We start from the raw sequence: 23,540 nt of genomic DNA, 5'->3' as shown, positions 1-23,540 counted from the left end.
GTCCTTGCGTCATCAAGGACACAGGTCTTCACCAGGCATTTGTCGGCCGATCCAACTAGGTTGTCTTCCATGTTCCACACGCTGGCCGTGCCCGTGATCGCCGCGCCCATGGCAGGTGGCCCGTCCACCCCCGAACTGGTCGCCGCGGTGAACGAGGCAGGCGGGTTCGGGTTCCTCGCGGCCGGGTACATCACCGTCGAGCAGCTCGCGGAGAAGATCACACGCACGAGCGAGCTCACCGCGAAGCCGTTCGGGGTCAACCTTTTCGTGCCCGGAACCCGGCCGACCAGCGACATCTCGTCCTACGTGCGCCGCGTCACGGCCTGCGCCGAGAAGGTCGGCGCCGCGCCTGGTGACCCCCGCTGGGACGACGACAACTACGCGGCGAAGCTCGAACTCGTGCTGGCGCTGCGGGTTCCGGTGGTGTCGTTCACCTTCGGCCTGCCCGACGTCGACGACGTCCAGCGGCTCAAGGCGGCGGGCTCCACGATCGTCGTGACGGTCACCACCCCGAGCGAGGCACGGCAGGCGCGGCAGATCGGCGCCGACGTCCTGTGCGTGCAGGGCTCGGACGCGGGCGGCCACCGCGGCACGTTCGCCGACGACGGAATTTCGCCCGGCGGCGGTGAGCTGTACGGCACCCTCGCGGCGATCAGGCTCGTGAAGAGCGCCGTCGACCTGCCGGTGATCGCGACCGGTGGCCTCGTCAGCGGTGCCGACGTCGCCGCGGTGCTGGCAGCGGGTGCGGTCGCGGCACAGCTCGGCACCGCGTTCCTCGGTTGCCCGGAGGCGGGAACCAATGCGACGCAACGGGAAGCGCTCGCCGAAGGAGCCCGGCGCACGGCGCTCACGCGGGCGTTCAGCGGCCGGCCCGCCCGAGGTCTCGTGAACCGGTTCCTGATCGAGCAGGGCCCGCACGCGCCCGCCGCGTACCCGAACGTCCACCACCTCACGAGGCCGGTGCGCGCGACCGGTGAGGTGGAGGTCATGTCGCTGTGGGCGGGCACCACGTATCCGCTCGCGAAGGCCGAACCGGCGGGCGCGATCGTGCAGCGAATCGGCGCGGAGCTGACCGAAACGATCAAATCCCTGGCTCAGCGGTTCTCGCGCGGCTAAGAAGGAGAGCGTGACCTCGCTCTCCGATGAGATGTTCCAGGCGATGATGGACTGGAACCCGCTGTTCGCCACGCTCGTCGGGGTGCCGGGCTGGGACGACCGGCTCGAAGACCTCAGCGCCGACGGCCACCGGGCGATGCGTTCCCGGCTGACCGGCATCCTCGAGCGCCTCGACGGAAGTGGTGAGGATCCGGTCGCGCGGGACGTGATCCGGCACCAGGCCGAGTCGATCATCACCGGCATCGACGCGCGGCTGGTCGAGCACTCGGTGTCCAGGGGGACCAACGCGCCGGTCGCGGGTCTGCTCAGGGCGACCTCGCACCTGGACTTCTCGCAGCGGCGGCATCTCGTTCCCGGGTTCCTCGGCCAGGCCGCGGACCGGTTGCTCGACACCGACCGCAGGCCGTTGCGCCGGCACGTGGAGAACGGCGCGGCCTACGTCGAACGGTTCCTCGCCTCGCCGCGCCAGGAATGGGAGGGCGACGCGGACCTGCGCCCGGCGTTCGCCCGCTACCGCGAGGTCCTGCTGGGCCTTCCGGGACGGGTCGACGAGCAGGCCGGTCTCTGCTGGCTGCCCGACGGCGAGGAGAACTACCGCAAGCTCGTCCGCGACTACACGACCGCCTCTTACAGCCCCGCCGAACTGCACCGGCTCGGCCTCGACCTCATCGCCGGGCTGCACGAGGAGTACGCGAAGATCGGTTCGCGGGTGTGGGGCGTCTCCGACGTCGCGGAGATCTTCCGACGGTTGCGCACGGACCTGTTGTGGGACAACGAGGACGAGATGCTCGTCAGCGCGGTCGACGCCGTCACGCGAGCCGAGGCCGAGGCACCGAACTGGTTCGGACGACTGCCGAAGGCGCGGTGCGAAGTCCGGTTCGTGCCGGAGGTCGACCGCCGCAACGCCGCGTTCGCGTACTACGAGGACGCGGCGCTCGACGGGTCGCGTCCCGGCACGTACTTCGTGAACCCGTTGAACGCCACCGGACGCAGCCGCACGGTGTCCGAGGTGACGGCGTTCCACGAGGCCGTTCCCGGCCACCACTTCCAGCTGTCGATCGCCGCCGAGACCGAACTGTCGAACGTGCGCAAGTTCGCGTTCATCGACTCCTACATCGAGGGCTGGGGTCTCTACACCGAGCGCCTGGCCGACGAGATGGGCCTGTACTCGTCGGACGAGGCACGGCTGGGCATGCTGGGTCTCGACGCGATGCGCGCCGGCCGCCTGGTCGTGGACACGGGCCTGCACGCGCTCGGATGGCCTCGGCAGCAGGCCATCGACTACCTGAGCGAGAACACCGCGATGGACGACGCGGAGATCTCGTCCGAGGTGGACCGGTACATCGAGGCGCCGGGCCAGGCGCTCGCGTACATGGTGGGGCGCCTGGAGATCCAGCGCGTGCGCGAGGAGGCCCGGTCCGCGATGGGCGATAGTTTCGACATCAGGGCGTTCCACGATCTCGTGCTGGAGAACGGCATCGTACCGTTGCCCACGCTCGGCAAACTTGTCTCCGACTGGTCCGGGAGGGCCTGATGTCGCTCGCTGATGAGATGTTCCAGGCGGTCATGGACTACTCGCCGCAGTCGGCCACGATGCTGGGGGTGCCGGGCTGGGAGGACAAGCTCGAAGACCTGAGCACGGACGGCGAACAGGTGATCAGGGACCGGATCGCCGGCCTCCTGGAGAAGGCCGAGACGGACGACACCGAGGACCCCGTCACGCTCGCGGTCATCAAGCAGCAGGGCCGGGCGATCGTCGACCGCATCGACGCCAGGCTGATCGAGCACACCGTCGCGACAGGACTGGACGCGCCCGTCAACGGTCTGCTCATGATCTCGTCGCGGCTCGACGTGTCCGAGCGCGTCGACCAGTTCGCGCGCTACATCGGGCAGGCGGGGCAGCGGGTCCGCGACTCCGATCGCCGGCCGTTGCGCCGCCACCTCGAGGTCGGGGTGAAGCGCATGGAGAGCGTCCTGGCCGCGCCGGTGCAGGAGTGGGAGGGTGACCACTCCGCCGAGATCCGCACGGCCATCGCCGGGTTCCGCGACGTGCTGACGTCGATCGAGGACGGCCGCGGCGACGACAAGCCCGGCCTGTGCTGGCTGCCGGAAGGCGAGCGGAACTACACGAACCTGGCCCGCGACTACACGACGACCACGCGCACGCCCGACGAGCTGCACCGCCTGGGTAAGGACCTGATCGCGTCGCTGCGCGAGGAGTACGCGGAGATCGGCTCGCGGGTGTGGGGCACCTCGGACGTGCCGGAGATCTTCCACCGGTTGCGCACCGAACTGCTGTGGGACAACGAAGAGCAGATGGTCGAGAACGCTCTGGGGGCGATCGCGCGGGCCGAGGCCGAGGCGCCGAACTGGTTCGGCCGCATGCCGAGGAACGCCTGCCAGGTGCGCGCCGTCGAAGAGGCGGAGCAGCGGACGTCGGCGATCGCGTTCTACCAGCCGGGGTCGCTCGACGGCACCCGTCCCGGCACGTACTGGCTGAACCCGTTGGGAGCCACCGAACGCAGCCGCACGCTGTCGGAGGTGACGGCGTTCCACGAGGCGGTGCCCGGCCACCACTACCAGTTCTCGATCGCGGCCGAGCTGGACGTGCACAACGTGCGCAAGTTCGCGTTCATCGAGGCGTACCTGGAGGGCTGGGGGCTCTACACCGAGCGCCTCGCGGACGAGATGGGCCTGTACTCCTCGGAGGAGCAGCGCCTCGGCATGCTGGGGCTCGACGCGATGCGCGCCGGGCGGCTCGTCGTCGACACGGGCCTGCACGCGTTCGGATGGACGCGGCAGCAGGCCGTCGACTACCTGCGCGAGAACACCGTCATGCCCGAGCCGGAGATCAACGCCGAGATCGACAGGTACATCGAGTCGCCGGGCCAGGCACTCGCGTACATGGTGGGGCGCCTGGAGATCCAGCGCATCCGTTCCGAGGCAGAGACGAAGATGGGCGACCGGTTCGACGTCCGCGCGTTCCACGACCTGGTGGTGGGGAGCGGCGCGGTGCCGCTCTCCACCCTCGACCAGATCGTCACCGCCTGGGCTGACGCTCCATGACGGAATGCCGCTTCGAGTACGTGAGGTAGACGATCAGGCCGATCACGAACCAGACCGCGAACCGCAGCCAGGTCTCCGGGGTGAGGAACGTGATCAGCCAGATCGAGAAGATCACGCCGATGATCGGCACCACGGGCATGCCCGGCGTCCTGAACGTGCGCGGGAGGTCGGGCTGCTTGTACCGCAACATGATCACGGCGACGCACACGACGACGAACGCCAGCAGGATGCCGATGTTGGTGAGCTCGGCGGCCTCCGCGATCGGCAGGAAACCGGCGATGATCGCGGAGGCGATGCCCAGCACCCAGGTGATGCGCGACGGAACGTGCTTCACCGGGTGCGTCTTCGCGAACCACTGGGGCAGCAGGCCGTCGCGGCTCATCGAGTAGCCGACGCGGGCCGCGCCCAGCAGGAACGTGAACAGCACCGTCGTGATGCCGAGGATCGCGCCGACGCTGATGATGATGCCCAGCGCTGGCAGGCCGACGTCGGCGAACGCCGTGGCGAACGCGGACTCCGCGTCGACGTCCCTGTAGTTCACCATTCCCGTCAGCACCAGGCAGGCCGGCACGTACAGCACCATCGACACCGCGAGCGAGTAGATGATCGCCTTCGGCATGTGCTTCTGGGAGTCCTTCGACTCCTCGGCCGCCGTCGACATGGCGTCATAGCCGAACACCGCGAAGAACACCGTCGCCGCACCCGTGAGCGCACCCGAGATGCCGAACGGGAAGAACGGGTTGTAGTTGTCGGTGTCGATGTGGAACGCGCCGACGATGACGACCAGTGCCACCACCGCGACCTTCAGGTACACCAACGTGGTCTCGAACCGCGCCGCGTTCTTCATGCCCGTGTTCAGCACGTACGCGATCAGCAGGCACAGCACGACCGCGAACAGGTTGACCTTGTACGAGCCCTCTGGAACGCCGGGTGCTTCTGTGCCCGGCGCGCCCAGCATCCATGCCCGCGAACTCCGCGTACGAGAACGCCGCCGCCGCGCTCGCGATACCCGCGATGAGGAACGAGACCAGCACCGCCGGTCCGGCCGTCTTGTTCGCGACGGCGCCCGCGAGCGAGAAGATGGCCGCGCCGATGATGCCGCCGATGCCGATCGCCGTGAGCTGCCACAGGCCCAGCGTTCTGGTGAGCCCGTCGCCCTTGTCCTCGGCGATCTGGTCTATGGGCTTGCGCCTGAAAACGCCCTGTGTGGTCATGGGACCACTGTCACGCGGTTCGTTCGACCCCACCAATCAGAAGGGCGTTCTCAGGCGTCCTGTGCCTTTACGGGCGAGTGAAGACGATCTTGCCGGCCGTGTCGCCGTCGAGCATCGCCTGGAGGCCCTGCTCGGCGTCCTCGAACTTCAGCTCGGCGCCGATCTGCGGCTTGAGGTCGTTGAGGGCGCAGAACCGGATCAGGTCGCCCAGCTCCTCGCGCGTGCCCATGGTCGAGCCGACCACGCGCAGCTGAAGGAAGAACAGCCGCTGGAGCTCGGCCGCGGAGGCGTCGCCGGACGTCGCGCCGGAGATCACCACGATGCCGCCGGGCTTGAGCGCCTTCATCGAGTGCGACCAGGTGGCCTTGCCGACGGTCTCGAACACCGCGTCGACCCGTTCGGGCAGCCGGGCGCCGGACTCGAACGTGTCGTGGGCGCCGAGGGTGGTGGCCAGCGCGCGCTTCTCCTCGCTGCGGCCCGTGACCCACACGCGGAACCCGGCGGCGCGGCCGAGCTGGATCAGTGCCGTCGACACACCGCCCGACGCCCCCTGCACGAGCATCGTCTGGCCGGGGCGCAGGCCGGACTTCACGAACAGCATCCGGTACGCGGTCAGCCACGCCGTGCCCATGCAGGCGGCCTCGGCGAACGTGAGGTCCGCGGGCTTGGGCAGCGCGTTGTTGGCCGGCACCGTGACGTAGTCGGCGAACGTGCCCTGGTGCTTCTCGGTGAGCAGCGTGCGCTTCGGGTCGAGCGTCTCCTCGCCGGACCAGTTCGGGTCGCCGATGACGGAGTGCAGCACCACCTCGGTGCCGTCGTCGAGGACGCCGGCGCCGTCACAGCCCAGGATCATCGGGAACTGATCGGGCTTGATGCCGACACCGCGCAACGTCCACAGGTCGTGCATGTTGAGGCTGGCCGCCTTGACCGCGACGCGCACCCACCCGCTCGGGACCTCGGGTTCGGGGCGCTCGCCCACGCGAAGCGAGGCCAGCGGGTTCTCAGGACTGGGTTCTGCTGCGTATACGGCGAACATGGTTCGCAACATACCCACCTGGATCGTGGCCAAATGCCGTGACACGGGTCACGGGACTACTCTCAAGGTCGTGGATTGGCTGGTGCAGTGGTGGGACGGGGTCGAGCTGTGGGTCGTGCAGCTGCCCGTCGCCGTGCAGTTCCCCGTCGTGATGATCGTGGTGCTGCCCTTGTGTCTGGGGGTGGCACGGTTGATCGACCGGGTCGCTGACTGGGGCGCGAACAACCCGGCGTCGGTACCTGAACCGGAGCCGGAGCCGGAGCCCGAAGCGGAGAAGGTCGCAGCGTGAGTCCTGGTCGTCGCCTGACCGTCGCACTGGTCGGGCTCATCGCGCTGGTCGTGGTCGGATGGTTCTTCAAGGACACCGCCGCGAACCCCGAGACGCCGCCTGCGAGCATCGCGCCGTCCGCCTCCCAGCTCGCCGTTCCCGGCGTGCAGTCGGGCCTGGACGTGCAGTCGCTGTCGAAGCTGCCCGCCGAGGCCGCGAAGACGTGGAAGCTGATCGAGGCCAAGGGGCCGTTCCCGTACCCGCGCAACGACGGCGTGACGTTCGAGAACCGCGAGAAGCGGCTGCCGCAGCAGAAGTCCGGGTACTACAAGGAGTACACCGTGCCGACGCCGAACAGTCCGGACCGCGGCGCGCGACGGATCGTCACCGGGTCGGAAAAGGAAGTCTTCTACACCGGCGACCACTATTCGTCGTTCGTCGTCGTGGACGTGAGCAAATGAAACGGCACATTCTCGTTTCGGAAAAGTCCGCCGCGATCTCGGCCATTGCCCGCGCGCTGGACTTCCCCGAGTGGTTCGGGCAGAACCTCGACGCCCTGTACGACAGCCTGACCGATCTCTCGTGGCTGCCCGCGGGCGAGTACACGCTGATCGTGCCCGCGAACCTGGACGCCTCCGTTTCGGAAGTGCTGCGTGACGCTGCGAAACAGACCGCCGAATCAGGTGACCGAAAAGTGCGCGTGATTCGCACAGAACGGTGACTGGGGCTGCGGGTTCGGCGTCCGGAGTGGACAGTGCCATTCCATGGGAACGCAATTCCGCCGCTTGAGCTGTGCGCTCGGCGTCGTCGCGGTTGTTGGAGCGCTTTGCCCGGCGGTGTCGTTCGCCGGTGACCCCGACTGTTCGCAGGAGGGGCCTTTCACGCCGTTCGAGACGATCGACGGCGACAACCCCGTCACCATGCAGAACGGCCGCGTGGTCGAGCTGCGCGCGTCGAACAAGTCGAAGTGCGCGTGGGGCCGCATCTCCTACGGCACGCCCGGCGAGGAGATCTGGACGGACCGAAAGGACCCCTCGGCCAACGAGCACGAGGGGTTCCTCGGGTACACCAGGATCGATTCGGGTTCCGCGAAGTACACCGACGCGTTCAAGAACGACGGCAAGGTGATGCGCGCCTGCGGGTCCTCGCAGGGCGTCATCGAGTGCACCGGCTGGTTCTAGCTCCCGGCGAGGTCAGTTCTCGGCGGGCACCCAGGACGGCTTGCGCTTCTCCTTGAACGCCGTGATGCCTTCCTGGCCCTCGGGGCCACCGAAGTGCTGGGCTGACAGCTTGAGCATGTCCGCGAAGACCTCGCCGAGGTTCGTGGACCTCTCCTGCTGAAGCATCTCCTTGGTGGCCGCCAGGGCGTTGGGCGCGCCGAGCGCGAGCATGTCCGTGTAGCGGCGGACCTCCGCGTCGACGTCGTCGGTCGCGGCGTTGAGCAGGCCGATCTCCTTGGCGCGCTGCGCGTCGAACGTCTCACCGGTCAGGAACAGCTCGTGGGCCTGGCGGGGGAGCAGCCGCGGCAGCACCGTCACCGAGATGACGGCCGGCACGACGCCGATCCGGACCTCGCTGAACGCGAACGTGGCCTCGTTGGCGGCGATGGAGATGTCGCACGCCGCGACGATGCCGACGCCGCCCGCGCGCGCCGGGCCCTTGAGCGCGGCGACGACCGGTTTCGGGCTGGTCCAGAGCTGTTCGAGGATCGCGGGGAACTCGTTGACGCCCTGGTCGCCCGCGCTCGCCCCGGCGGCCTCCTTGAGGTCCATGCCGGAACAGAACACGGAGCCGGTGTGGGTCAGCACGACCACGCGCACCTGGTCGTCCTTCGCCGCTGTGCTCAGGTGCTCCTTGAGCTCCCGGCGCAGCTGCGACGACAGCGCGTTGCGGTTGTGGGGGGAGTCCAGCGTGATCGTCGCGATGCCACGCCGCACCTCGTAGTGGACCAGCTCGTCTGCCATGGCGCTGACCTTAGCCGTGGTGATGCTTGACAGGATGCTGTCACTTATGACAGTCTACTGTCATGACACAGACGGTGTACCTCGTTCTGGCCGACAAGCTCGCTGACTGGGAGTACGGCCACGTGGCCGCGCAGGTGAGCCTGCAGCAGTTCCAGCAGCAGCCGGGGCGGTACGAGATTCGTACTGTCGGGCTGACCACTGACCCGATCCGCACCATCGGCGGCGTGCGGATGCTGCCCGACATCGCTCTCGAGGACGTTTCGCTGGACGACGCGGCGATGCTCGTGATGCCGGGCGGCGACGGCTGGGAGACCGGTGAGCTGGCGGCGTTCGGGAAGCTCGCGCGGCGGTTCCGCGAGGCGGGCAAGCCGATCGCGGCGATCTGCGGCGCGACGGTCGCGCTGGCGGCCGAGGGGTTGCTGGACGACGTGGCGCACACGTCGAACTTCCTTGAGGGGCTTGGTTCTTACGGCGGCGCGGCGTTGTACCGCGACGAACGCGTGGTGCGCGCCGATGGTGTGATCACGGCCGGTGGTGCCTCTGCGTTGGAGTTCGCGCGCGAGGTGCTCGCGGAACTGGAGACGTTCTCGCCGGGCACGTTGGAGGCCTGGTACGAGTTCAACCGCGACGACACGCCCGCGGCCTTCGGGAAGCTGGTGGCGAGTGTCCAGGAGTGAGGCCGGTGACGTGCTGACCGACGTCGTGATGAGGACTTTCCGTTTGTACGGGGCGTTTCTCGACGCGGCCGAGGTGATGACGAAGCCGGTCGGTCTGACCGCGGCGTGGTGGCAGGTGCTCGGCGCGGTGCTGCGCGAGCCGTTGTCGGTGTCGGGTGTGGCGCGTGAGATGGGACTGACGCGCCAGTCCGTGCAGCGGATCGCGGACCTGTTGGTGGACAAGGGTTTGGCGGAATACCTGCCGAACCCGGCGCACGCCCGCGCGAAGCTGGTGCGCCCTACTCCCGAGGGCTACGCGGCTATCGAACGGTTGCGGGACGCGCAGCACGAGTGGGCGAACCGCGTCAGTGCGCAGGTCTCCTTGGAAGACCTGCGCACGACGCTCGCCACGATGACCGCGTTGGTCGCGGCTACTTCCTGATGCCCGGCAGGGGGTGGGGCATCGGGGTTTCTAGCCGATCGTGGTGGTGGTCAGCACGGGGCTGGGGTCCGGGTAGCCCTTCGCGGCGGCGTTGATCGGGAACCCGATCACCACGACGACGGCGGTGAAGGTGAGGCCTGGGGCGTCGTAGCTGGTGCCACCCAGCTTCGTGGTGATCGTCCCGGTGCCGCCGGCCTGAAGGTTGATCGTGACGGTCGGCAGCTCGAAGTCGGCGCCGCCCTTGATCGGACCGGGCACGCTCAGCACGACGTCGTTGCCCGACAAGGCGACCGTCGGCGTGCCACCCAGCCCGGAGCCGCCGGACAGCGACGCGGACTGGAACTTCGAGTTGGCGGGCACCGGCAACCTGAGCGCGAGACCCTTGATCTCCCGCACCTGCCGGCCACCGGCCTCGGTCGGAATCTTGTTGGGCGCGGGGTCGATGGTGACCTTGACCGTGCCGTTGGGCGCGACGGTCGCCGGCGCCGACGCGTCGACGCCCTGGTCGAGCGTGAAGTCCGACGTCTGCCCGACGGCAGTCGCCCGGAGCTTGTAGGTGATCGTCTGCGGAGCGGCGGCGGACGCGTTGGTGGCGAACATCAACATCGGTACCAGTGCGGCTGCGGCAATTCCGGCTAGCTTCATGGCCTCTCCCCGTTGAGTGGACGAGGGACATTTCCAGCACGCGGCGTAATCACCTGACTACTCATGAGTAGGTTTCACGTCAACAGTTCACAGTTCACATCGCCCGAACGGCTCTGCGCATTCGATCTTGTGGCGGCGGCTGAAAGTGGCGTCCGTTCACTCGTAGCCACGGGCGGCGTTGAGCTGCCGGGCGAGGCTCTTCCACGACGGCGGGTCGATCTCGTCCCTCGGGTAGTGCGGGCGGCCCTCGACGACCATCGCCTGCAGCCAGGAACCCCACCGTTCGAGGAAGATCCCCATGTCCGAGTGCGCCCAGCTGCCGTCGTAGTACGGGTTGCCGCTGGCCTTGGCCTTTCGCCTGTCCTCCGTGAAATCGGCGCTGAGCAGGTGCAGGTAGGCGACGAAGTCCGCGGCCGTTTCGACGGCTTCGGAGTCGTGGATGTCGCTAGGGGTTGCCATGGGGGCGATCGTGGCAGCCGCCAGGTCGGCGGGGAAGGCCGCAGCGGTTGGGCTCAAATGTGCTAGGCTGTTCGCATAGCCTCTGCCACTAGGTGGAGGAAGTGAGCCCAGGTGCGCTTCCGGACGGTTGCTGCCTGGGCTTCGCGCTTTTCAGGGCTGGACGCGGGTCACCACAGGATTGATCCGCCGCACCCAGTCGCCACCAGCTCCCAGGCACCACGCGACCGCGTCGCTCACCCACAGCGCCGGTTCGGCGGACGACTGGATGTGCTCGTAGACGATGCCCGCATCGCGGGCCTTGGTGCGAGCGAGCACCACACGGTCGCGCCCGTTGCCCGCGTGGTCACGGGAGTCGAGAACGAGCCTGCTCACGCCTCGGTCGATCGCCTCTGTCACCAGTCGTTCCAGCAGGACGGCACGCGCGGAGTCGCCCTTCTCGCAGCTGGACACCACGACTACTTCGAAGGTTCGTTCAACGAGGCGCGACACGATGAACTTGCGACGGCTGTCCTTTTCGGACTTGAAGTGCACTCGCCGCTCGCCGGGCAGGAGGAGACTCCGCATCAGTGACCGGGTCGAGTGCAGTGCGGCGGGAGCGACGAGCGTCGCGGCAAGCAGGTGACCGCCGCGTTCGGTCTCGTCGACGAACATATGCATCCAAACAGGATCGCAGGCGACCCCGACAAATCCCCATCGGGTGATCAGGCCGCAGGGGGAAGCCAGCCCCGGCTCATCGCCACGGTCACCGCGGCCGTCCGGTCACTCACGTCGAGCTTGCTGAACACGTGCAGCAGATGGCTTTTCACCGTCGCCTCACTGACATTCAGCGCCTGACTGATCGCGCCGTTGGACAGCCCACGCGCCACAAGCCCGAGCACCTCGGCCTCACGTGCACTCAGTCCAGGTCGTTGCACCGCACTCACGAGCTTGGTGGCGACAGGGGAAGCCAGCACGGTCTGGCCGCGCGAAGCCGCCCGCACCGCGTCGATCAGCTCCTCGCTCGGCGCGTCCTTCAGCAGGTAGGCCGTGGCGCCGGCCTCGATGGCGCGCAGGATGTCGCCGTCGGTGTCGAACGTCGTGAGGACGACGACTCGGCAGGTGGTCGCCGCGACCACGGCGGCGGTGGCGGTGGCGCCGTCGATGCCGGGCATCTTGAGGTCCATCAGCACGACGTCCGGCAGGAGTTCCGACGCCAGCCGGATTGCCTCGGAGCCGGAGCCGCATTCGCCGATCACGGTCAGATCCTCTTGTGCCTCAAGGATTGTGCGCAGGCCGAAGCGGACGACCGGGTGGTCGTCGACCAGCAGCACCCGGATCACGCGTCCTCCAGTCGTACGTGCACGCGGACTCCTGAGCCCGGCGCGGAACGGATGTCGAACACACCGCCCGCGGCGCGCACACGGTCTCGCAACCCGTCGAGGCCGTAGCCGTGCGGGGTGTCTGAAGAGAAACCGCAGCCGTCGTCGGCGATAGACAGCGAGACGCCGGCCGAGTAGTCGAGAGAGACGGTCACCAACGAGGCGTGTGCGTGCTTGCGGACGTTCGCCAGCGCCTCCTGCGTGACGCGCAGCAGCGTGACTTCGTGGTTGGGCGGCAGCGTGCGATACGTGCCGTGAACGGTCATCGATGCCGAGAGTCCTAGCTCGCGGCCCAACCGAGAAGTGAGGCGTTCCAAGGCCGCGGGGAGGGCGGCGCCGTTCAGCTCGACCGGTGTCAGCGCTGCTACCAACGCGCGGATCTCGGCCAGGTTCTCGGACGTGGTCTGCTCGGCCAGCGCCAGATGGTGGTCGCGCGCAACGGGATCGGTGGCGGTTCGGGCCGCTCGCAACAGCAGGAGCACCGAGGTCGCGCCCTGGGCGAGGGTGTCGTGCAGGTCGCGGGCCAGGCGTTCGCGTTCGGTGAGGACGCCGGCTTCGTGGCTGGCCACAGCCAGCTCGGCCCGTTCGCGGCTCTGCGAGATGATCCGCGCGATCCACAGGCCCAGCATCACGGCGGGGACGACGCTCAGGAAGATGACCACCGCCGCGCCGATCGAGTTCTCGCTGAAGCTGCCGGACACGAGCACGACGGTCCCGATCGACAGGGACGTCAGCGCGGTCGCCCAGATGGCGAGCCTGGGTTCCAGCAACGACCAGATGTGCGGGTACAGCGTGAAGAACAGCACCGACAGCGCGGGCACCAACGCGAACATCGCGATCACCAAAGGAATCGCCACGGCCAGGTAACGCACGCCGCGTGCGTCGCGGGCCAGTGGTGCTCCGACGCGCCAGTACCAGACACAAAGCACGGCCAGTAGCACCAGAGCGGCCGGCACGAACCGGTCTTCCGCGAGCACCAGCACCACGCTGACCAGAGCGAACACCGCGAAGGCCACGTGCCAGGCGACTTTGGTGCGGTCCCAGGCGTCATCGGAGGACACCGGAAAACTGTGCGGCCACGCGCGCGAAAACACCAGTAGCCGGTCGACTGAGCGCGAAACCCACCGGTCCGTCGATGCGCTCGGAATCCGAGAAGCCCGAGGATTCGGAGCCATGACGAGGAAGAAGTCCGGACTGGTCCTGCTGATCCTGTCGATGGTCTACGCGGCCGTCATCGCCCTGCTCGCGGTCGCCGATTCGAGCGCGCTCACCGCCGTCGCGATCGCCGGGGGAGCGTTGCTCGGCATCGGCTGGGCGACGGTCGGATACCTGTCGAACCAGAAGAGCTAGGCGGCGACGGTCTGACGTGCCAGGGCGAAGTCGTACCGGTCCAGCACGAGCTGCGCGACCTCGACGTCGTCCCCCAGCGGTCGCGCGACCACGGCGTCGCCCGCGAGCGTCGCCACCTTGTCCGGCAGCAGGCCGGGAGCGAGGAACCACGACGACACGGCGATCTTCGTGGCCCCCTTCATCCTCAACCGCTCGATCGCCTCGGGCACGGTGGGAGAGGCGATCGACGCGAACGCCGCCTCCACACCGGCCCAGCCCGACTCGCGAGCCCAGCGCCGGGCCACGCGCGCCACGGCCTCGTTCGCCGGAGCGTGCGAGGACCCGGCGCCGGCCAGCACCACGCCCAAGTTCTTGTCCCCGAACGAGACCCCGGCCTCGGACAGCCGGCGCAACGCGGCCGATTCCAGCCGTGGGTCCGGGCCGAGCACGTCGGTCACCACGGCGGGCACCCGAGACTCGGCCACGGCGGCCGGAACGTCGACGCGGGCGTGATAAGCCTTGCCCAGCAACAAGGGCACGACCACCGCGGGCTCGCGCAACACGTCGTGAAGCCGGGGCGCGCACAGGTCGAGGAAGCAGCCGCGCACGTCCAGTTCCGGCCGCAACGACCGCACCACGTCCAGCAACGCGTGGATCGACGCCGCCGAACGCGGGTCACGACTGCCGTGCGCAACGGCCACAAGCGGTGTCACAGGGCCCCCGTCAGACCACGAGCCCGCAGCACGGCGCGCTCCAGCGGACGGAACAGCAGCAGCTCGATCCCGATACCCACCAACAGGATCAGGAAGATCGCCGCGATCACCATGTTGATGTCGTTCAACGACGACCCGTTGTGCAGGTACTGGCCAAGGCCGACGCCGAGCTGGGGCGAGGTCGCGATGATCTCCGCGGCCATCAGCGACCGCCACGAGAACGCCCAGCCCTGCTTCAGACCGGCCAGATACCCGGGCAGGGCCGCGGGAAGCAGGATGTGCCGCGCCGAAGCCAGCCGGCCCGCTCCCAGAGCACGCCCGACTCGAGGCAGCAGCGGGGGGATCTGGTCGATGCCCGCCACCAGGCCGTTCGCGATCGACGGCACCGAGCCCATCAGCACGACGAAGTAGATCGTGGACGGCGTGACGCCGAACCACAGGATCGCGGCCGGAACCCAGGCGACGGAAGGAAGCGACTGAAGACCGGTCAGCAACGACCCGATCGCCGCGCGCACCACCCGCACCTTGGCGATCAGCAGCCCCAGCGGCGTGGCGATCAGCACCGCCGCGAGGAACCCGAGCACCGCGCGGTGCAACGAGGTCCACAGGATGCCGAACGCCTCACCGGTGGAGATCGAGCGGACGAGCTCGTTCCACACGTTGACCGGCGCGGGCAGCTGGAACTCCGGCAGGATCGCCGAGGCCCAGAGTCCCTGCCACACGCCGAGCAGCAGTGCGAAAGCGATGATCGGTGGCACGCCGGTCTTCAGGAAACGCTGCCACAGCGACGCCTTGTGCGCCTCTACGGGCACATCCAGCGCGTCGAGGCCGGCTCCGACCTTGTCGAGCGTGTCAGGAGGCGTGGCCACTGATGACCTCTCGCAGATGAGTGTTGATCTCGTCCAGAACCTCGTCCCGCGAGTCCGTCACGTCCCACTCCCGCACGACGCGGCCGGGACGTGACGACAGCAGCACCACCCGCTGGCCGAGGCGCACGGCCTCGCGCACGTCGTGCGTCACGAAGATGATCGCGGTGTTCGTGGTCTCCCACACCCGGATCAGCTCGGCCTGGAGCACGTCGCGCGTGATGGCGTCGAGCGCGGCGAACGGCTCGTCCATCAGCAGCAGGGCGGGAGAACCGTCCGCGGACACGGTGGTGGACGCCAGCGCGCGAGCCAGAGCCACGCGCTGACGCATACCACCGGAAAGCTCGTGCGGACGCTTGTCCGCGACGTCGCCGAGCCGCACCAGTTCGAGCAGCTCCTGGGCGCGACGCCGGCGCGCCAGCCGGCCGACACCGGCGAACCGCAGCGCCAGCTCGACGTTGCGCGACGCCGTCAGCCACGGCATGAGAGCGGGCTCCTGGAACATCACGGCCGGGCGCGACGTGTTGAGCTCCAGCGAGCCCGACGTCGCGCCGTCCAGACCGGCCACGATGTTGAGCAGCGTGCTCTTGCCGCAGCCGGACGCGCCGAGAAGGCACACGAACTCACCGGGCTTGACCTTGAGATCAACCCCGTCGAGCGCCACCACGGCCGAGTTGCCGTGGCCGAAAACCTTGCGGATGCCGGACAGTTCGACGGCGGTATCCACAGTGGACAGAGAAGTGGTCTCGAGCGTGGCGGTCATGGTCGTGTGCCTTCCCCTCAACGTCTCGGAACTACTTCTTGTCCAGGCCCGCTGCTTGCACCTGCGGCTTGCCCTGTGCCTGAAGAACCTTGTTCAGCAACGTGAAGTCGGCGTACCCGGCGACGTTCGCGGCCTCCTTGGCCACCCCGGCGGTCACGGCGTCCTTCGCGAGCTGCGGGAAGTGCTTGGCCTGCGCGTCCGTGGTCAGCTCGATGTTGTCCCACGCGGCGTCGAGGATCTTGTCGCCGAGCTTCTTGGACGTGAGCTTCTCCAGATGGGCGTTCGCGGCCTTCTTGGCCTCGTCCTTGTTCGCCTTCGCCCAGTCGATCGCCGCGACGTGACCCTTCAGCACGGCCTCGACCGTCTCCGGGTGCTCCTGCAGGAACTTCGTCCGCACGATGACCACGGTGGTCGGGAACGCCCCGCCGTCCCACAGCGTCTTCTCGTCGAGCAGCACCTTGCCGCCACCCTCGTTGACGATGCGCGCCGACCAGGGCTGCGGCGCCCACGCCGCCTGGATGTCGCCCTTCTTGAACAGGTCGAGCGACGCGGCGTTCTCCACGTTCTGCACGGTGACCTGGCCGGTCAGGTTCTTCTCCGCCAGGTACTTCTTCAGCGACACGTCCTGCGTGTTCGCGAGCTGCGGGGTGGCGACGATCTTGCCCTTGAGGTCCTCGATCGAGTTGATCTCGGGCTTCACCACGAGCTGCGCACCGCCCGAGGTGGCGCCCGCGATGAGCTTCACGGCCTCACCCTTGGACTTCGCGTAGGCGTTGATCGCCGGCCCTGAGCCGATGTAGGCGATATCGAGGGACTCGCCCAGCAGGGCGTTCACCTCGTCGGGTCCCGCGTTGAACGTCTGCGTCGTCAGCTTGGTGTTGCCGAGTTCCTTGGCGTACAGACCCTTTTCGACGCCGATCAGCGCGGCGGCGTGGGTGATGTTCGGGAAGTACCCGAGGCGGACCTCGGCGGCGGCGCCCTTGGACTCGGCGGCGGGAGTCTCGGAGGTGCCTGCGCGGCTGCAACCGGACAGGGCTGTCAGTGCGATCAGTGCGACGGCGATGGCGGGCTTGAGGTTCACGGGGAAGAGGCCTTTCAGGGACCGGGGGAGACGAGGGCATGGGTGTCGGGGGTGGCGTTGACGCCACCCCCGGTACAGCTCTCCACGCCGTCCTCAAGCAGCGGCAGCGGAGCCCCGACCAGTCCGGCGGCGAGCGTGGAACCATCGCTCGCGTCGATCACCAGGAAGGATCCGGTGCGCCGGCTGAAGCTGTAGTCGTCCAGCGGAACAGGCTCTGCCAGGCGCAAAGCCACTCGGCCGATCTCGTTGAGCTCCAACGAACTGGGGCTGTCCACACTGGACAGGTTCTGCTCGTCGAAGCGGTCGCGCAGGTCGGTGACCATCGCCTGCACGGTGCGCGTGCCGTGCTTGACGAGGACTCGGGCGCCGGGTCGCAGCGGCTTCTCCGCGAGCCAGCAGAGAGTGGCGTCCAGTTCGTCCGTGACCGTGGGCTCGTTGCCCGCCACCGAGATCAGGTCGCCGCGGGAGATGTCGATGTCGTCGGCCAGCAGCAGCGTGACGGACTGGCCCGCCGCCGCCTCGGTCAGCTCGCCATCGGCCGTGTCGATCTTCGTGACCGTCGAGCGACGGCCCGACGGCAGCACCACGATCTCGTCGCCCGGCTTGACCGTGCCGGCCGCGATCAGACCGGCGTACCCCCGGTAGTCGAGGTGCTCGGCCGTGCGCGGGCGGATCACGTACTGCACCGGGAAGCGGAACGGCGCGTCGTGCGGGTCGGGCTCGACCGGCACGTTCTCCAGGTGCTCCAGCAGGGTCGGGCCGGAGTACCACGGCGTGTTCGCCGACTTGTCCACCACGTTGTCACCGGCCAGCGCCGACACCGGGATCTCGACGACCGCGTCCTCGGTGTAGCCGAGAGCCGTGGCGTGCGCGGTGAACTCCTTGGCGATGCGGGAGAACGTCACCTCGTCGTAGTCCACGAGGTCGATCTTGTTGACGGCGAGGACGAGCCTGGGCACGCCCAGCAGCGCGAGAACCGCCGCGTGGCGCCGAGTCTGCTCGATGACGCCCTTGCGCGCGTCGACGAGCAGCACCGCGAGCTGCGCGGTGGAGGCGCCGGTGACCGTGTTGCGGGTGTACTGCACGTGGCCAGGAGTGTCCGCGAGCACGAACGACCGCTTCGGCGTCGCGAAGTACCGGTACGCCACGTCGATCGTGATGCCCTGCTCGCGTTCCGACCGCAGGCCGTCGACCAGCAACGACAGGTCCGGCGTCGCGAGACCGCGGTCGGCGCTCGCCCGGTGGACGGCGTCGAGCGTGTCCGCGAGCACGGACTTGGTGTCGTAGAGCAACCTGCCGACGAGCGTGGACTTTCCGTCGTCCACGCTACCGGCGGTAGCCAACCTCAACAGGTCGCTCATTTAGAAGTAGCCCTCCCGCTTGCGGTCTTCCATGGCGGCCTCGGACAGCCGGTCGTCGGCACGTGTGGCGCCGCGCTCGGTCAGTCGTGACGCGGAGACCTCGGCGATCACCGCGTGGATGTCGGCGGCGTCGGACTCGACGGCACCCGTGCAGGAGCCGTCACCGACCGTGCGGTAGCGAACTGTCTTGCGCAGCAACGTTTCGCCGTCGCGCGCCGTGCCCCACGGGCCTTCGGCGAGCCACATGCCGTCGCGCAGGAACACGTCGCGCTGGTGCGAGTAGTAGATGTCCGGCAGCTCGATGCCCTCGCGCTCGATGTAGTTCCAGACGTCGAGCTCGGTCCAGTTGGACAGCGGGAACACGCGGACGTGCTCACCGGCGCGGTGCCGGCCGTTGTAGAGGTTCCACAGCTCGGGCCGCTGGCGCTTCGGGTCCCACTGGCCGAACGCCGTGCGCAGACTGAAGATCCGCTCCTTGGCGCGGGCGCGTTCCTCGTCCCGGCGTCCGCCGCCGAAGACCGCGTCGTACTTGTGCTGCGTGATGGAGTCCAGCAGCGGCACGGTCTGCAACGGGTTGCGGGTGCCGTCCGGACGCTCTTCGAGGCGGCCGTCGTCGATCCAGTCCTGGACCTTCGCGACCTCCAGGCGCAGACCGTGCTGCGCGACGACGCGGTCGCGGAACTCGATGACCTCGTCGAAGTTGTGCCCGGTGTCGACGTGCAGCAACGGGAACGGCACCGGCGCCGGGTAGAACGCCTTGATCGCGAGGTGCAGCAGCAGCGTCGAGTCCTTGCCGCCGGAGAAGAGGATCACCGGCCGGTCGAACTCCCCCGCCACCTCGCGGAAGATGTGGATCGCCTCGGATTCCAGGCGTCCCAAGGTGTCGAGCGCGAGTGTCATCCGTGCAACCCACATTCCGTCTTGGACTGACCGGCCCACCGGCCGCTGCGGGCGTCCTGCCCCGGCAACGGCTTCGCGGTGCACGGCAGGCAGCCGATGGAGGGATATCCCTCCTGCACCAACAGGTTCTCGAGGACGCCCTTCTCGCGGATGTAGGCGTTGAACTCGTCGTCGCTCCACGGCGCGATCGGGTTGATCTTCACCAGGCCGTTGCGGTCGTCCCACTGCACGATCGGCGTGTTCGCCCTGGTCGGGGCGTCCACGCGGCGCACACCGGTCACCCACGCGTCGTACTTCGCGAGCTCCCGGCGCAGCGGCACGACCTTGCGCAGGTTGCAGCACGTGGCCGGATCCGACTGGTACAGCAGGCCGAACTCGCGTTCCTGGTCCTCGACCGACTGCTCGGCCGCGGCGTTGACGATCCGCACGTCCGGGTAGACGACGCCGACGGCGTCCCGCACGCCGATCGTCTCCGGGAAGTGGTAGCCCGTCTCCAGGAACAGCACGTCGAAGTTCGGCTTCACCTTGGCGGCGAGGTCGATCAGCACGGCGTCCTGCATGTTGGAGGCGACGATGTAGTTGTCACCGAACGTCCGCGCGACCCACTCCAGCGCCTCTTCGGCGTTCGCGTCCTTCAGCTCCAGCTCCGCAGCCTCGGCGACGATCTTGAGGTCTTCCTTGAGATCGCTCACTTCTTCACCTCCTGCGGCAGGTTGAGCCCGACGAACGAGACCTTGAAGACGCGGCGGCACCCGGTGCACAGCCACGCGTAGCTGGGTTCCTCCTGCGGCCGGAGGTCCTCGTCGCCGCAGTAGGGGCAGTAGAACGGCGTCGCGCGTTCGGTCATCGCAGCGAACCTTCTTCCGCCCGGCCGACCCACTGAGCGAACCGCTCGTCGGTCTCCCGCTGGGCGACGAAGTTCCGCACGATCCGCTCGACGTACTCGGGCAGTTCGTTCGCCGTCACCTTGTGGCCGCGCAGCTTCCGGCCGAACCCGGCGTCGAGACCGAGTCCGCCACCGAGGTGCACCTGGAAGCCCTCGACCTGGTTGCCCGTCTCGTCCGTGACGATCTGGCCCTTGAGGCCGATGTCCGCGGTCTGGATGCGGGCGCAGGAGTTGGGGCAGCCGTTGATGTGCACGGTGATCGGCGCCGTGACGCCGTCGACGATGTCCTTGAGGTTGGCTTCGAGCTGCGTGACGAGGTCGTTGGCGCGGGCCTTGGTCTCGACGATCGCGAGCTTGCAGAACTCGATGCCGGTGCAGGCCATGATGCCCCGGCGCCACGGCGACGGGTCGACCTGGAGGCCGAGCTTGGCGAGACCGTTCTTGAGCTCGGGGACCTCGGACTCGGCGACGTCCAGCACGATGATCTTCTGCTGCGGCGTGAAGCGGACGCGCGTGGAGCCCGCCCGTTCGGCGATCTTCGCGACCTCGACCAGGATCGAGCCCGAGACGCGGCCCGCGACCGGCGCGGCGCCGACGTAGAACAGGCCGTCCTTCTGCCTGTTCACACCGATGTGGTCGAGCTGCTGCTTCAGCGTCTCCGGCGCCGGGCCGTCGATCATCTTGCGCTTGAGGTACTCGTCCTCCACGACCTGGCGGAACTTCTCCGGGCCCCAGTCGGCGACGAGGAACTTGATGCGCGCACGGTGCCGAAGCCTGCGGTAGCCGTAGTCGCGGAAGACGCTGATGACGGCTTCCCACACGTCCGGCACCTCGTCGAGCGGCACCCAGGCGCCCAAACGCTTGCCCAGCATGGGGTTCGTGGACAGACCACCGCCGACCCAGAGGTCGAAGCCCGGCCCGTGCTCGGGGTGGTTCACGCCGACGAACGCGATGTCGTGGATCTCGTGCGCGACGTCCTGCAGACCGGAGATGGCGGTCTTGAACTTGCGAGGCAGGTTCGAGAACCGCGGGTCGCCGATGTAGCGCTCGAGGATCGTGTCGATCGCCGGCTGCCCGTTGATGATCTCGTCCTCGGAGATGCCCGCGACCGGCGAGCCGAGGATGACGCGCGGGCTGTCGCCACACGCCTCCATCGTCGTCAGGCCGACGGCTTCGAGCTTCTGCCAGATCGTGGGAACGTCCTCGATCGCGATCCAGTGGTACTGGATGTTCTGCCGATCGGTGATGTCCGCGGTGTCGCGCGCGTAGGTCTGCGAGATCTCGCCGAGGACCTTCAACTGCTGCGTCGTGAGCGCGCCACCATCACTGCGGACGCGCATCATGAAGTACTCGTCGTCCAGCTCTTCCGGCTCCAGCGTGGCCGTGCGGCCGCCGTCGATGCCGGGCTTGCGCTGCGTGTACAGGCCGTACCAGCGGAAACGCCCGCGCAGGTCGGCCGGGTCGATCGAGTCGAAACCACCGTGGGCGTAGATGTTCTCGATGCGGGTGCGGACGTTGAGCGGGTTGTCGTCCTTCTTGCTCCGCTCGTTGGGGTTCAGCGGCTCTCGGTAACCGAGTGCCCACTGCCCCTCGCCGCGACGCTGCTTGGCGCGCGGTGACGTCTGCGGCGGGACCATCGCCATCCTCCGGGGTTTCGAGGCGCTCGGTGCGCATGCGAGCCCGGAGGTGCTTGTGGTGGGGGCGTCGTCAGCGCGCCGGGCGCCGACGGGAACAAATCAGCGCGCGGTCAGGCCGAACGACGGCACATCGCGCTGGAGACACGACGGAAGTCGACGTGGCGGCGGGCCACGAGGCGGACTCCAGTCGAATGCATGTCCTCAGTGTGCCTCGCGTCCAGTACCTGGTCCACCAGCAACCGAATGCTGGGATTGACGAGGGGAAGTTGACATCCTCGGCTGGTTTCACTCCGTAATACTTCTGTCACCGACAGATACTTTCCCTGGTCGAACACCGCCATTCGGGCCGTGTAGGGGACACTGGGAGTCATGCCCTCCGCTCTGCCCGAAGGCGAGCCCGCGCCCGCCGACGGTTCGCTTCCCTCTTCCGCTCTCGCCGGTGTCGGTTCGCGCCCGTTCGGCATCTACGTGCACGTGCCGTTCTGCGCGACCCGCTGCGGCTACTGCGACTTCAACACCTACACGCCCGGTGAGCTGGGTTCCTCCGCCTCGCCCGAGTCGTGGCTGGAGGGCCTGCGTCGCGAACTGGACCTGGCCGCGTCCGTTCTGGGCACCGCTCCGTTGGCCGAAACCGTGTTCGTCGGCGGCGGTACGCCATCTTTGCTGGGCGCCTCGGGCCTCGGCGAGGTGCTGGACGCCGTGCGTCAGTCGTTCGGCCTGGCTCCCGGCGCCGAGGTGACGACGGAGTCGAACCCCGAGTCGACGTCCGTTCCGTTCTTCGAGGGCATCCGTGCCGCCGGCTACACGCGCGTGTCCTTGGGCATGCAGTCCGCGGCCCGGCACGTTCTGGCCGTGCTGGACCGCAAGCACACCCCCGGCCGTCCGGGGGAAGCGGCGCTGGAGGCCCGGAAAGCCGGCTTCGAGCACGTGAACCTGGACCTGATCTACGGCACGCCGGGGGAGCGGCCCTCCGACCTGGCTTCGTCGCTGGACGCCGTGCTGGCCGCGGGCGTCGACCACGTGTCCGCCTACGCGTTGATCGTAGAGGACGGCACGGGTCTCGCCCGCCGGATTCGCCGCGGCGACCTGCCCATGCCCGACGACGACGTGCTGGCCTCGTCCTACGAGATGGTCGACTCGGTGCTGTCCGGCGCGGGCTTCTCCTGGTACGAGGTGTCGAACTGGGCGACCTCCGTCGAGGCCCAGTGCCGGCACAACGTCCTGTACTGGAAGGGCGCGGACTGGTGGGGCTTCGGGCCCGGCGCGCACAGCCACGTCGGGGGAGTGCGCTTCTGGAACGTGAAGCACCCGGCCCGCTACTCGTCCCTGCTGGCCGAGGGCAAGTCGCCGGCGGCCGGTCGCGAGCTGTTGTCGGCCGAGGATCAGCGAGTCGAGCGGGTGTTGCTGGAACTTCGCTTGGCCGAAGGGCTGCCCGTCGACGTGCTGGACGAGGCCGGTCGGGAAGAGGCCAGGCAGGCGATCGCCGACGGGCTGCTGGAGCCGTACGACGATCGCTGCGTGCTGACCGACCGGGGACGGCTGCTGGCCGACGCCGTGGTCAGGCGATTGCTGCCGTGATCAGCGGGCGCGCAGGTCGTGCTGACTGCGCACCTCGGTGACCGTGCGACCGTTCTTGTCGTACGTCACCGTGCCCCACCAGAGCCCGTCCTCCCTGCGGGCCTCTTCCCAGACAACTGAGCCCCTCCACCACTCGTCGTCGCTGAGCACCAGGCATGGTTTGCCGGGTGGCCGCAGCCACACCACGTTGTCCACGTTTGGA

At 68.4% G+C, this 23,540-nt stretch carries 27 protein-coding genes and 2 pseudogenes; 11 read left to right on the top strand and 18 right to left on the bottom strand.

Features of this window, described 5'->3' with window-relative positions; all coding sequences use genetic code 11:
- Nucleotides 1-12: 12 nt before the first annotated feature.
- The 3 genes and pseudogenes from BM417_RS27805 to BM417_RS27795 all read left to right on the top strand — a co-directional run.
- Nucleotides 13-1,116 (top strand): annotated as a pseudogene (locus tag BM417_RS27805) (NAD(P)H-dependent flavin oxidoreductase); the annotation flags it as partial.
- A 10-nt stretch (nt 1,117-1,126) separates the two neighbouring features.
- Nucleotides 1,127-2,650, top strand: coding sequence for a DUF885 domain-containing protein (locus tag BM417_RS27800; protein ID WP_322788994.1), 1,524 nt, complete (start codon nt 1,127-1,129; stop codon nt 2,648-2,650).
- Entirely contained in the window at nt 2,650-4,182 is a 1,533-nt protein-coding gene (locus BM417_RS27795) for a DUF885 domain-containing protein (protein WP_093600574.1), read from the top strand. Before BM417_RS27800 ends, BM417_RS27795 begins: the two co-directional genes overlap by 1 nt.
- Here the strand turns inward: BM417_RS27795 and BM417_RS27790 are convergent.
- Both BM417_RS27790 and BM417_RS27785 read right to left on the bottom strand, forming a co-directional pair.
- A pseudogene (locus BM417_RS27790) lies at nt 4,157-5,396 on the bottom strand (APC family permease). The gene BM417_RS27795 and the pseudogene BM417_RS27790 overlap by 26 nt on opposite strands.
- Nucleotides 5,397-5,463: 67 nt before the next feature.
- Nucleotides 5,464-6,432 (bottom strand): zinc-binding dehydrogenase, encoded by a 969-nt coding sequence (locus BM417_RS27785; RefSeq protein ID WP_093600749.1) that lies wholly within the window; start codon nt 6,430-6,432, stop codon nt 5,464-5,466.
- A 70-nt stretch (nt 6,433-6,502) separates the two neighbouring features.
- Here BM417_RS27785 and BM417_RS27780 point away from each other — a divergent pair, with 70 nt between their 5' ends.
- From BM417_RS27780 to BM417_RS27765, 4 genes are read left to right on the top strand one after another with little or no spacing between them, the layout of a single operon-like run.
- Entirely contained in the window at nt 6,503-6,721 is a 219-nt protein-coding gene (locus tag BM417_RS27780) for a hypothetical protein (RefSeq protein WP_093600569.1), read from the top strand.
- A complete protein-coding gene (locus tag BM417_RS27775; protein WP_093600566.1) occupies nt 6,718-7,161 on the top strand; it encodes a ribonuclease domain-containing protein in 444 nt (147 codons plus the stop codon). Before BM417_RS27780 ends, BM417_RS27775 begins: the two co-directional genes overlap by 4 nt.
- The gene (locus tag BM417_RS27770; protein WP_093600563.1) at nt 7,158-7,421 is read left to right on the top strand and encodes a barstar family protein; all 264 of its coding nucleotides are present in this window, start codon (nt 7,158-7,160) and stop codon (nt 7,419-7,421) included. Before BM417_RS27775 ends, BM417_RS27770 begins: the two co-directional genes overlap by 4 nt.
- 43 nt (nt 7,422-7,464) lie before the next feature.
- Complete coding sequence (locus BM417_RS27765) at nt 7,465-7,881, top strand: DUF2690 domain-containing protein (protein ID WP_143138824.1); 417 nt, start codon at nt 7,465-7,467, stop codon at nt 7,879-7,881.
- A 12-nt stretch (nt 7,882-7,893) separates the two neighbouring features.
- Here the strand turns inward: BM417_RS27765 and BM417_RS27760 are convergent, their stop codons facing one another.
- Complete coding sequence (locus BM417_RS27760; RefSeq protein WP_093600557.1) at nt 7,894-8,664, bottom strand: enoyl-CoA hydratase family protein; 771 nt, start codon at nt 8,662-8,664, stop codon at nt 7,894-7,896.
- Nucleotides 8,665-8,726: 62 nt separating this feature from the next.
- Here BM417_RS27760 and BM417_RS27755 point away from each other — a divergent pair, with 62 nt between their 5' ends.
- Entirely contained in the window at nt 8,727-9,341 is a 615-nt protein-coding gene (locus BM417_RS27755; RefSeq protein WP_093600554.1) for a DJ-1/PfpI family protein, read from the top strand.
- A complete protein-coding gene (locus tag BM417_RS27750) occupies nt 9,328-9,762 on the top strand; it encodes a MarR family winged helix-turn-helix transcriptional regulator (protein WP_245822200.1) in 435 nt (144 codons plus the stop codon). Before BM417_RS27755 ends, BM417_RS27750 begins: the two co-directional genes overlap by 14 nt.
- Nucleotides 9,763-9,792: 30 nt before the next feature.
- On the opposite strand, the gene BM417_RS27745 is transcribed toward BM417_RS27750, so the two are convergent.
- The 5 genes from BM417_RS27745 to BM417_RS27725 form a co-directional block, all read right to left on the bottom strand.
- Nucleotides 9,793-10,407: a hypothetical protein gene (locus BM417_RS27745; protein WP_093600551.1), complete on the bottom strand. Its 615-nt coding sequence runs from the start codon at nt 10,405-10,407 to the stop codon at nt 9,793-9,795.
- Between the two features lie 156 nt (nt 10,408-10,563).
- A complete protein-coding gene (locus BM417_RS27740) occupies nt 10,564-10,866 on the bottom strand; it encodes a hypothetical protein (protein ID WP_093600548.1) in 303 nt (100 codons plus the stop codon).
- Nucleotides 10,867-11,016: 150 nt separating this feature from the next.
- A complete protein-coding gene (locus BM417_RS27735) occupies nt 11,017-11,523 on the bottom strand; it encodes a hypothetical protein (protein WP_143138823.1) in 507 nt (168 codons plus the stop codon).
- 44 nt (nt 11,524-11,567) lie between these two features.
- The gene (locus BM417_RS27730) at nt 11,568-12,185 is read right to left on the bottom strand and encodes a response regulator (protein ID WP_093600542.1); all 618 of its coding nucleotides are present in this window, start codon (nt 12,183-12,185) and stop codon (nt 11,568-11,570) included.
- Nucleotides 12,182-13,285 carry a sensor histidine kinase gene (locus BM417_RS27725; protein ID WP_177320626.1) on the bottom strand — a complete coding sequence of 368 codons (1,104 nt, stop codon included), beginning with the start codon at nt 13,283-13,285 and terminating at the stop codon, nt 12,182-12,184. The genes BM417_RS27730 and BM417_RS27725 overlap by 4 nt, the downstream gene beginning before the upstream one ends.
- A gap of 112 nt (nt 13,286-13,397) precedes the next feature.
- Here BM417_RS27725 and BM417_RS47990 point away from each other — a divergent pair, with 112 nt between their 5' ends.
- Nucleotides 13,398-13,574 (top strand): hypothetical protein, encoded by a 177-nt coding sequence (locus BM417_RS47990; protein ID WP_177320625.1) that lies wholly within the window; start codon nt 13,398-13,400, stop codon nt 13,572-13,574.
- Here the strand turns inward: BM417_RS47990 and BM417_RS27720 are convergent.
- The 9 genes from BM417_RS27720 to BM417_RS27680 are packed head-to-tail and all read right to left on the bottom strand — an operon-like array spanning nt 13,571 to nt 21,760.
- On the bottom strand, nt 13,571-14,266 hold the full coding sequence (locus tag BM417_RS27720; RefSeq protein WP_093600536.1) for a sirohydrochlorin chelatase: 696 nt from the start codon (nt 14,264-14,266) through the stop codon (nt 13,571-13,573). The two genes, BM417_RS47990 and BM417_RS27720, sit on opposite strands and share 4 nt — an antisense overlap.
- Nucleotides 14,263-15,135: an ABC transporter permease gene (locus BM417_RS27715; protein ID WP_093600533.1), complete on the bottom strand. Its 873-nt coding sequence runs from the start codon at nt 15,133-15,135 to the stop codon at nt 14,263-14,265. The genes BM417_RS27720 and BM417_RS27715 overlap by 4 nt, the downstream gene beginning before the upstream one ends.
- Nucleotides 15,119-15,895: an ABC transporter ATP-binding protein gene (locus BM417_RS27710; protein WP_093600530.1), complete on the bottom strand. Its 777-nt coding sequence runs from the start codon at nt 15,893-15,895 to the stop codon at nt 15,119-15,121. Before BM417_RS27710 ends, BM417_RS27715 begins: the two co-directional genes overlap by 17 nt.
- Nucleotides 15,896-15,926: 31 nt before the next feature.
- On the bottom strand, nt 15,927-16,976 hold the full coding sequence (locus tag BM417_RS27705) for an ABC transporter substrate-binding protein (RefSeq protein ID WP_093600527.1): 1,050 nt from the start codon (nt 16,974-16,976) through the stop codon (nt 15,927-15,929).
- Nucleotides 16,977-16,990: 14 nt separating this feature from the next.
- Nucleotides 16,991-18,337 (bottom strand): sulfate adenylyltransferase subunit 1, encoded by a 1,347-nt coding sequence (locus BM417_RS27700; protein ID WP_093600524.1) that lies wholly within the window; start codon nt 18,335-18,337, stop codon nt 16,991-16,993.
- Nucleotides 18,338-19,237, bottom strand: a complete 900-nt coding sequence (cysD, locus tag BM417_RS27695; protein WP_177320624.1) for a sulfate adenylyltransferase subunit CysD — start codon at nt 19,235-19,237, stop codon at nt 18,338-18,340. It lies immediately after the preceding gene.
- Nucleotides 19,234-19,929 carry a phosphoadenylyl-sulfate reductase gene (locus BM417_RS27690; protein WP_093600518.1) on the bottom strand — a complete coding sequence of 232 codons (696 nt, stop codon included), beginning with the start codon at nt 19,927-19,929 and terminating at the stop codon, nt 19,234-19,236. The genes cysD and BM417_RS27690 overlap by 4 nt, the downstream gene beginning before the upstream one ends.
- Complete coding sequence (locus tag BM417_RS27685) at nt 19,926-20,084, bottom strand: Insertion element protein (protein ID WP_090006108.1); 159 nt, start codon at nt 20,082-20,084, stop codon at nt 19,926-19,928. Before BM417_RS27685 ends, BM417_RS27690 begins: the two co-directional genes overlap by 4 nt.
- Entirely contained in the window at nt 20,081-21,760 is a 1,680-nt protein-coding gene (locus BM417_RS27680) for a nitrite/sulfite reductase (RefSeq protein WP_281251356.1), read from the bottom strand. The genes BM417_RS27685 and BM417_RS27680 overlap by 4 nt, the downstream gene beginning before the upstream one ends.
- A gap of 369 nt (nt 21,761-22,129) precedes the next feature.
- Here BM417_RS27680 and hemW point away from each other — a divergent pair, with 369 nt between their 5' ends.
- A complete protein-coding gene (gene hemW / locus BM417_RS27675) occupies nt 22,130-23,338 on the top strand; it encodes a radical SAM family heme chaperone HemW (protein WP_093600513.1) in 1,209 nt (402 codons plus the stop codon).
- On the opposite strand, the gene BM417_RS27670 is transcribed toward hemW, so the two are convergent.
- Nucleotides 23,339-23,533, bottom strand: a complete 195-nt coding sequence (locus BM417_RS27670) for a hypothetical protein (RefSeq protein WP_093600510.1) — start codon at nt 23,531-23,533, stop codon at nt 23,339-23,341.
- Nucleotides 23,534-23,540: the final 7 nt, after the last annotated feature.

The sequence above is a fragment of the Lentzea waywayandensis genome, from assembly GCF_900115955.1.
Classification (GTDB): Bacteria; Actinomycetota; Actinomycetes; order Mycobacteriales; family Pseudonocardiaceae; genus Lentzea; species Lentzea waywayandensis.
The sequence above is the reverse complement of the archived record's forward strand: the minus strand, read 5'-3'. Positions and strand labels throughout refer to the sequence as shown.

What these genes read in the sequence shown, in the direction of transcription:
- BM417_RS27785 (WP_093600749.1), bottom strand. Translation starts at nt 6,432, where the DNA reads ATGTTCGCCGTATACGCAGCAGAACCCAGTCCTGAGAACCCGCTGGCC.
- BM417_RS27735 (WP_143138823.1), bottom strand. Translation starts at nt 11,523, where the DNA reads ATGCATATGTTCGTCGACGAGACCGAACGCGGCGGTCACCTGCTTGCC.
- BM417_RS27700 (WP_093600524.1), bottom strand. Translation starts at nt 18,337, where the DNA reads ATGAGCGACCTGTTGAGGTTGGCTACCGCCGGTAGCGTGGACGACGGA.
- BM417_RS27770 (WP_093600563.1), top strand. Translation starts at nt 7,158, where the DNA reads ATGAAACGGCACATTCTCGTTTCGGAAAAGTCCGCCGCGATCTCGGCC.
- cysD (WP_177320624.1), bottom strand. Translation starts at nt 19,237, where the DNA reads ATGACACTCGCGCTCGACACCTTGGGACGCCTGGAATCCGAGGCGATC.
- BM417_RS27755 (WP_093600554.1), top strand. Translation starts at nt 8,727, where the DNA reads ATGACACAGACGGTGTACCTCGTTCTGGCCGACAAGCTCGCTGACTGG.
- hemW (WP_093600513.1), top strand. Translation starts at nt 22,130, where the DNA reads ATGCCCTCCGCTCTGCCCGAAGGCGAGCCCGCGCCCGCCGACGGTTCG.
- BM417_RS27710 (WP_093600530.1), bottom strand. Translation starts at nt 15,895, where the DNA reads ATGACCGCCACGCTCGAGACCACTTCTCTGTCCACTGTGGATACCGCC.
- BM417_RS27745 (WP_093600551.1), bottom strand. Translation starts at nt 10,407, where the DNA reads ATGAAGCTAGCCGGAATTGCCGCAGCCGCACTGGTACCGATGTTGATG.
- BM417_RS47990 (WP_177320625.1), top strand. Translation starts at nt 13,398, where the DNA reads ATGACGAGGAAGAAGTCCGGACTGGTCCTGCTGATCCTGTCGATGGTC.
- BM417_RS27685 (WP_090006108.1), bottom strand. Translation starts at nt 20,084, where the DNA reads ATGACCGAACGCGCGACGCCGTTCTACTGCCCCTACTGCGGCGACGAG.
- BM417_RS27760 (WP_093600557.1), bottom strand. Translation starts at nt 8,664, where the DNA reads ATGGCAGACGAGCTGGTCCACTACGAGGTGCGGCGTGGCATCGCGACG.
- BM417_RS27795 (WP_093600574.1), top strand. Translation starts at nt 2,650, where the DNA reads ATGTCGCTCGCTGATGAGATGTTCCAGGCGGTCATGGACTACTCGCCG.
- BM417_RS27740 (WP_093600548.1), bottom strand. Translation starts at nt 10,866, where the DNA reads ATGGCAACCCCTAGCGACATCCACGACTCCGAAGCCGTCGAAACGGCC.
- BM417_RS27680 (WP_281251356.1), bottom strand. Translation starts at nt 21,760, where the DNA reads ATGGTCCCGCCGCAGACGTCACCGCGCGCCAAGCAGCGTCGCGGCGAG.
- BM417_RS27765 (WP_143138824.1), top strand. Translation starts at nt 7,465, where the DNA reads ATGGGAACGCAATTCCGCCGCTTGAGCTGTGCGCTCGGCGTCGTCGCG.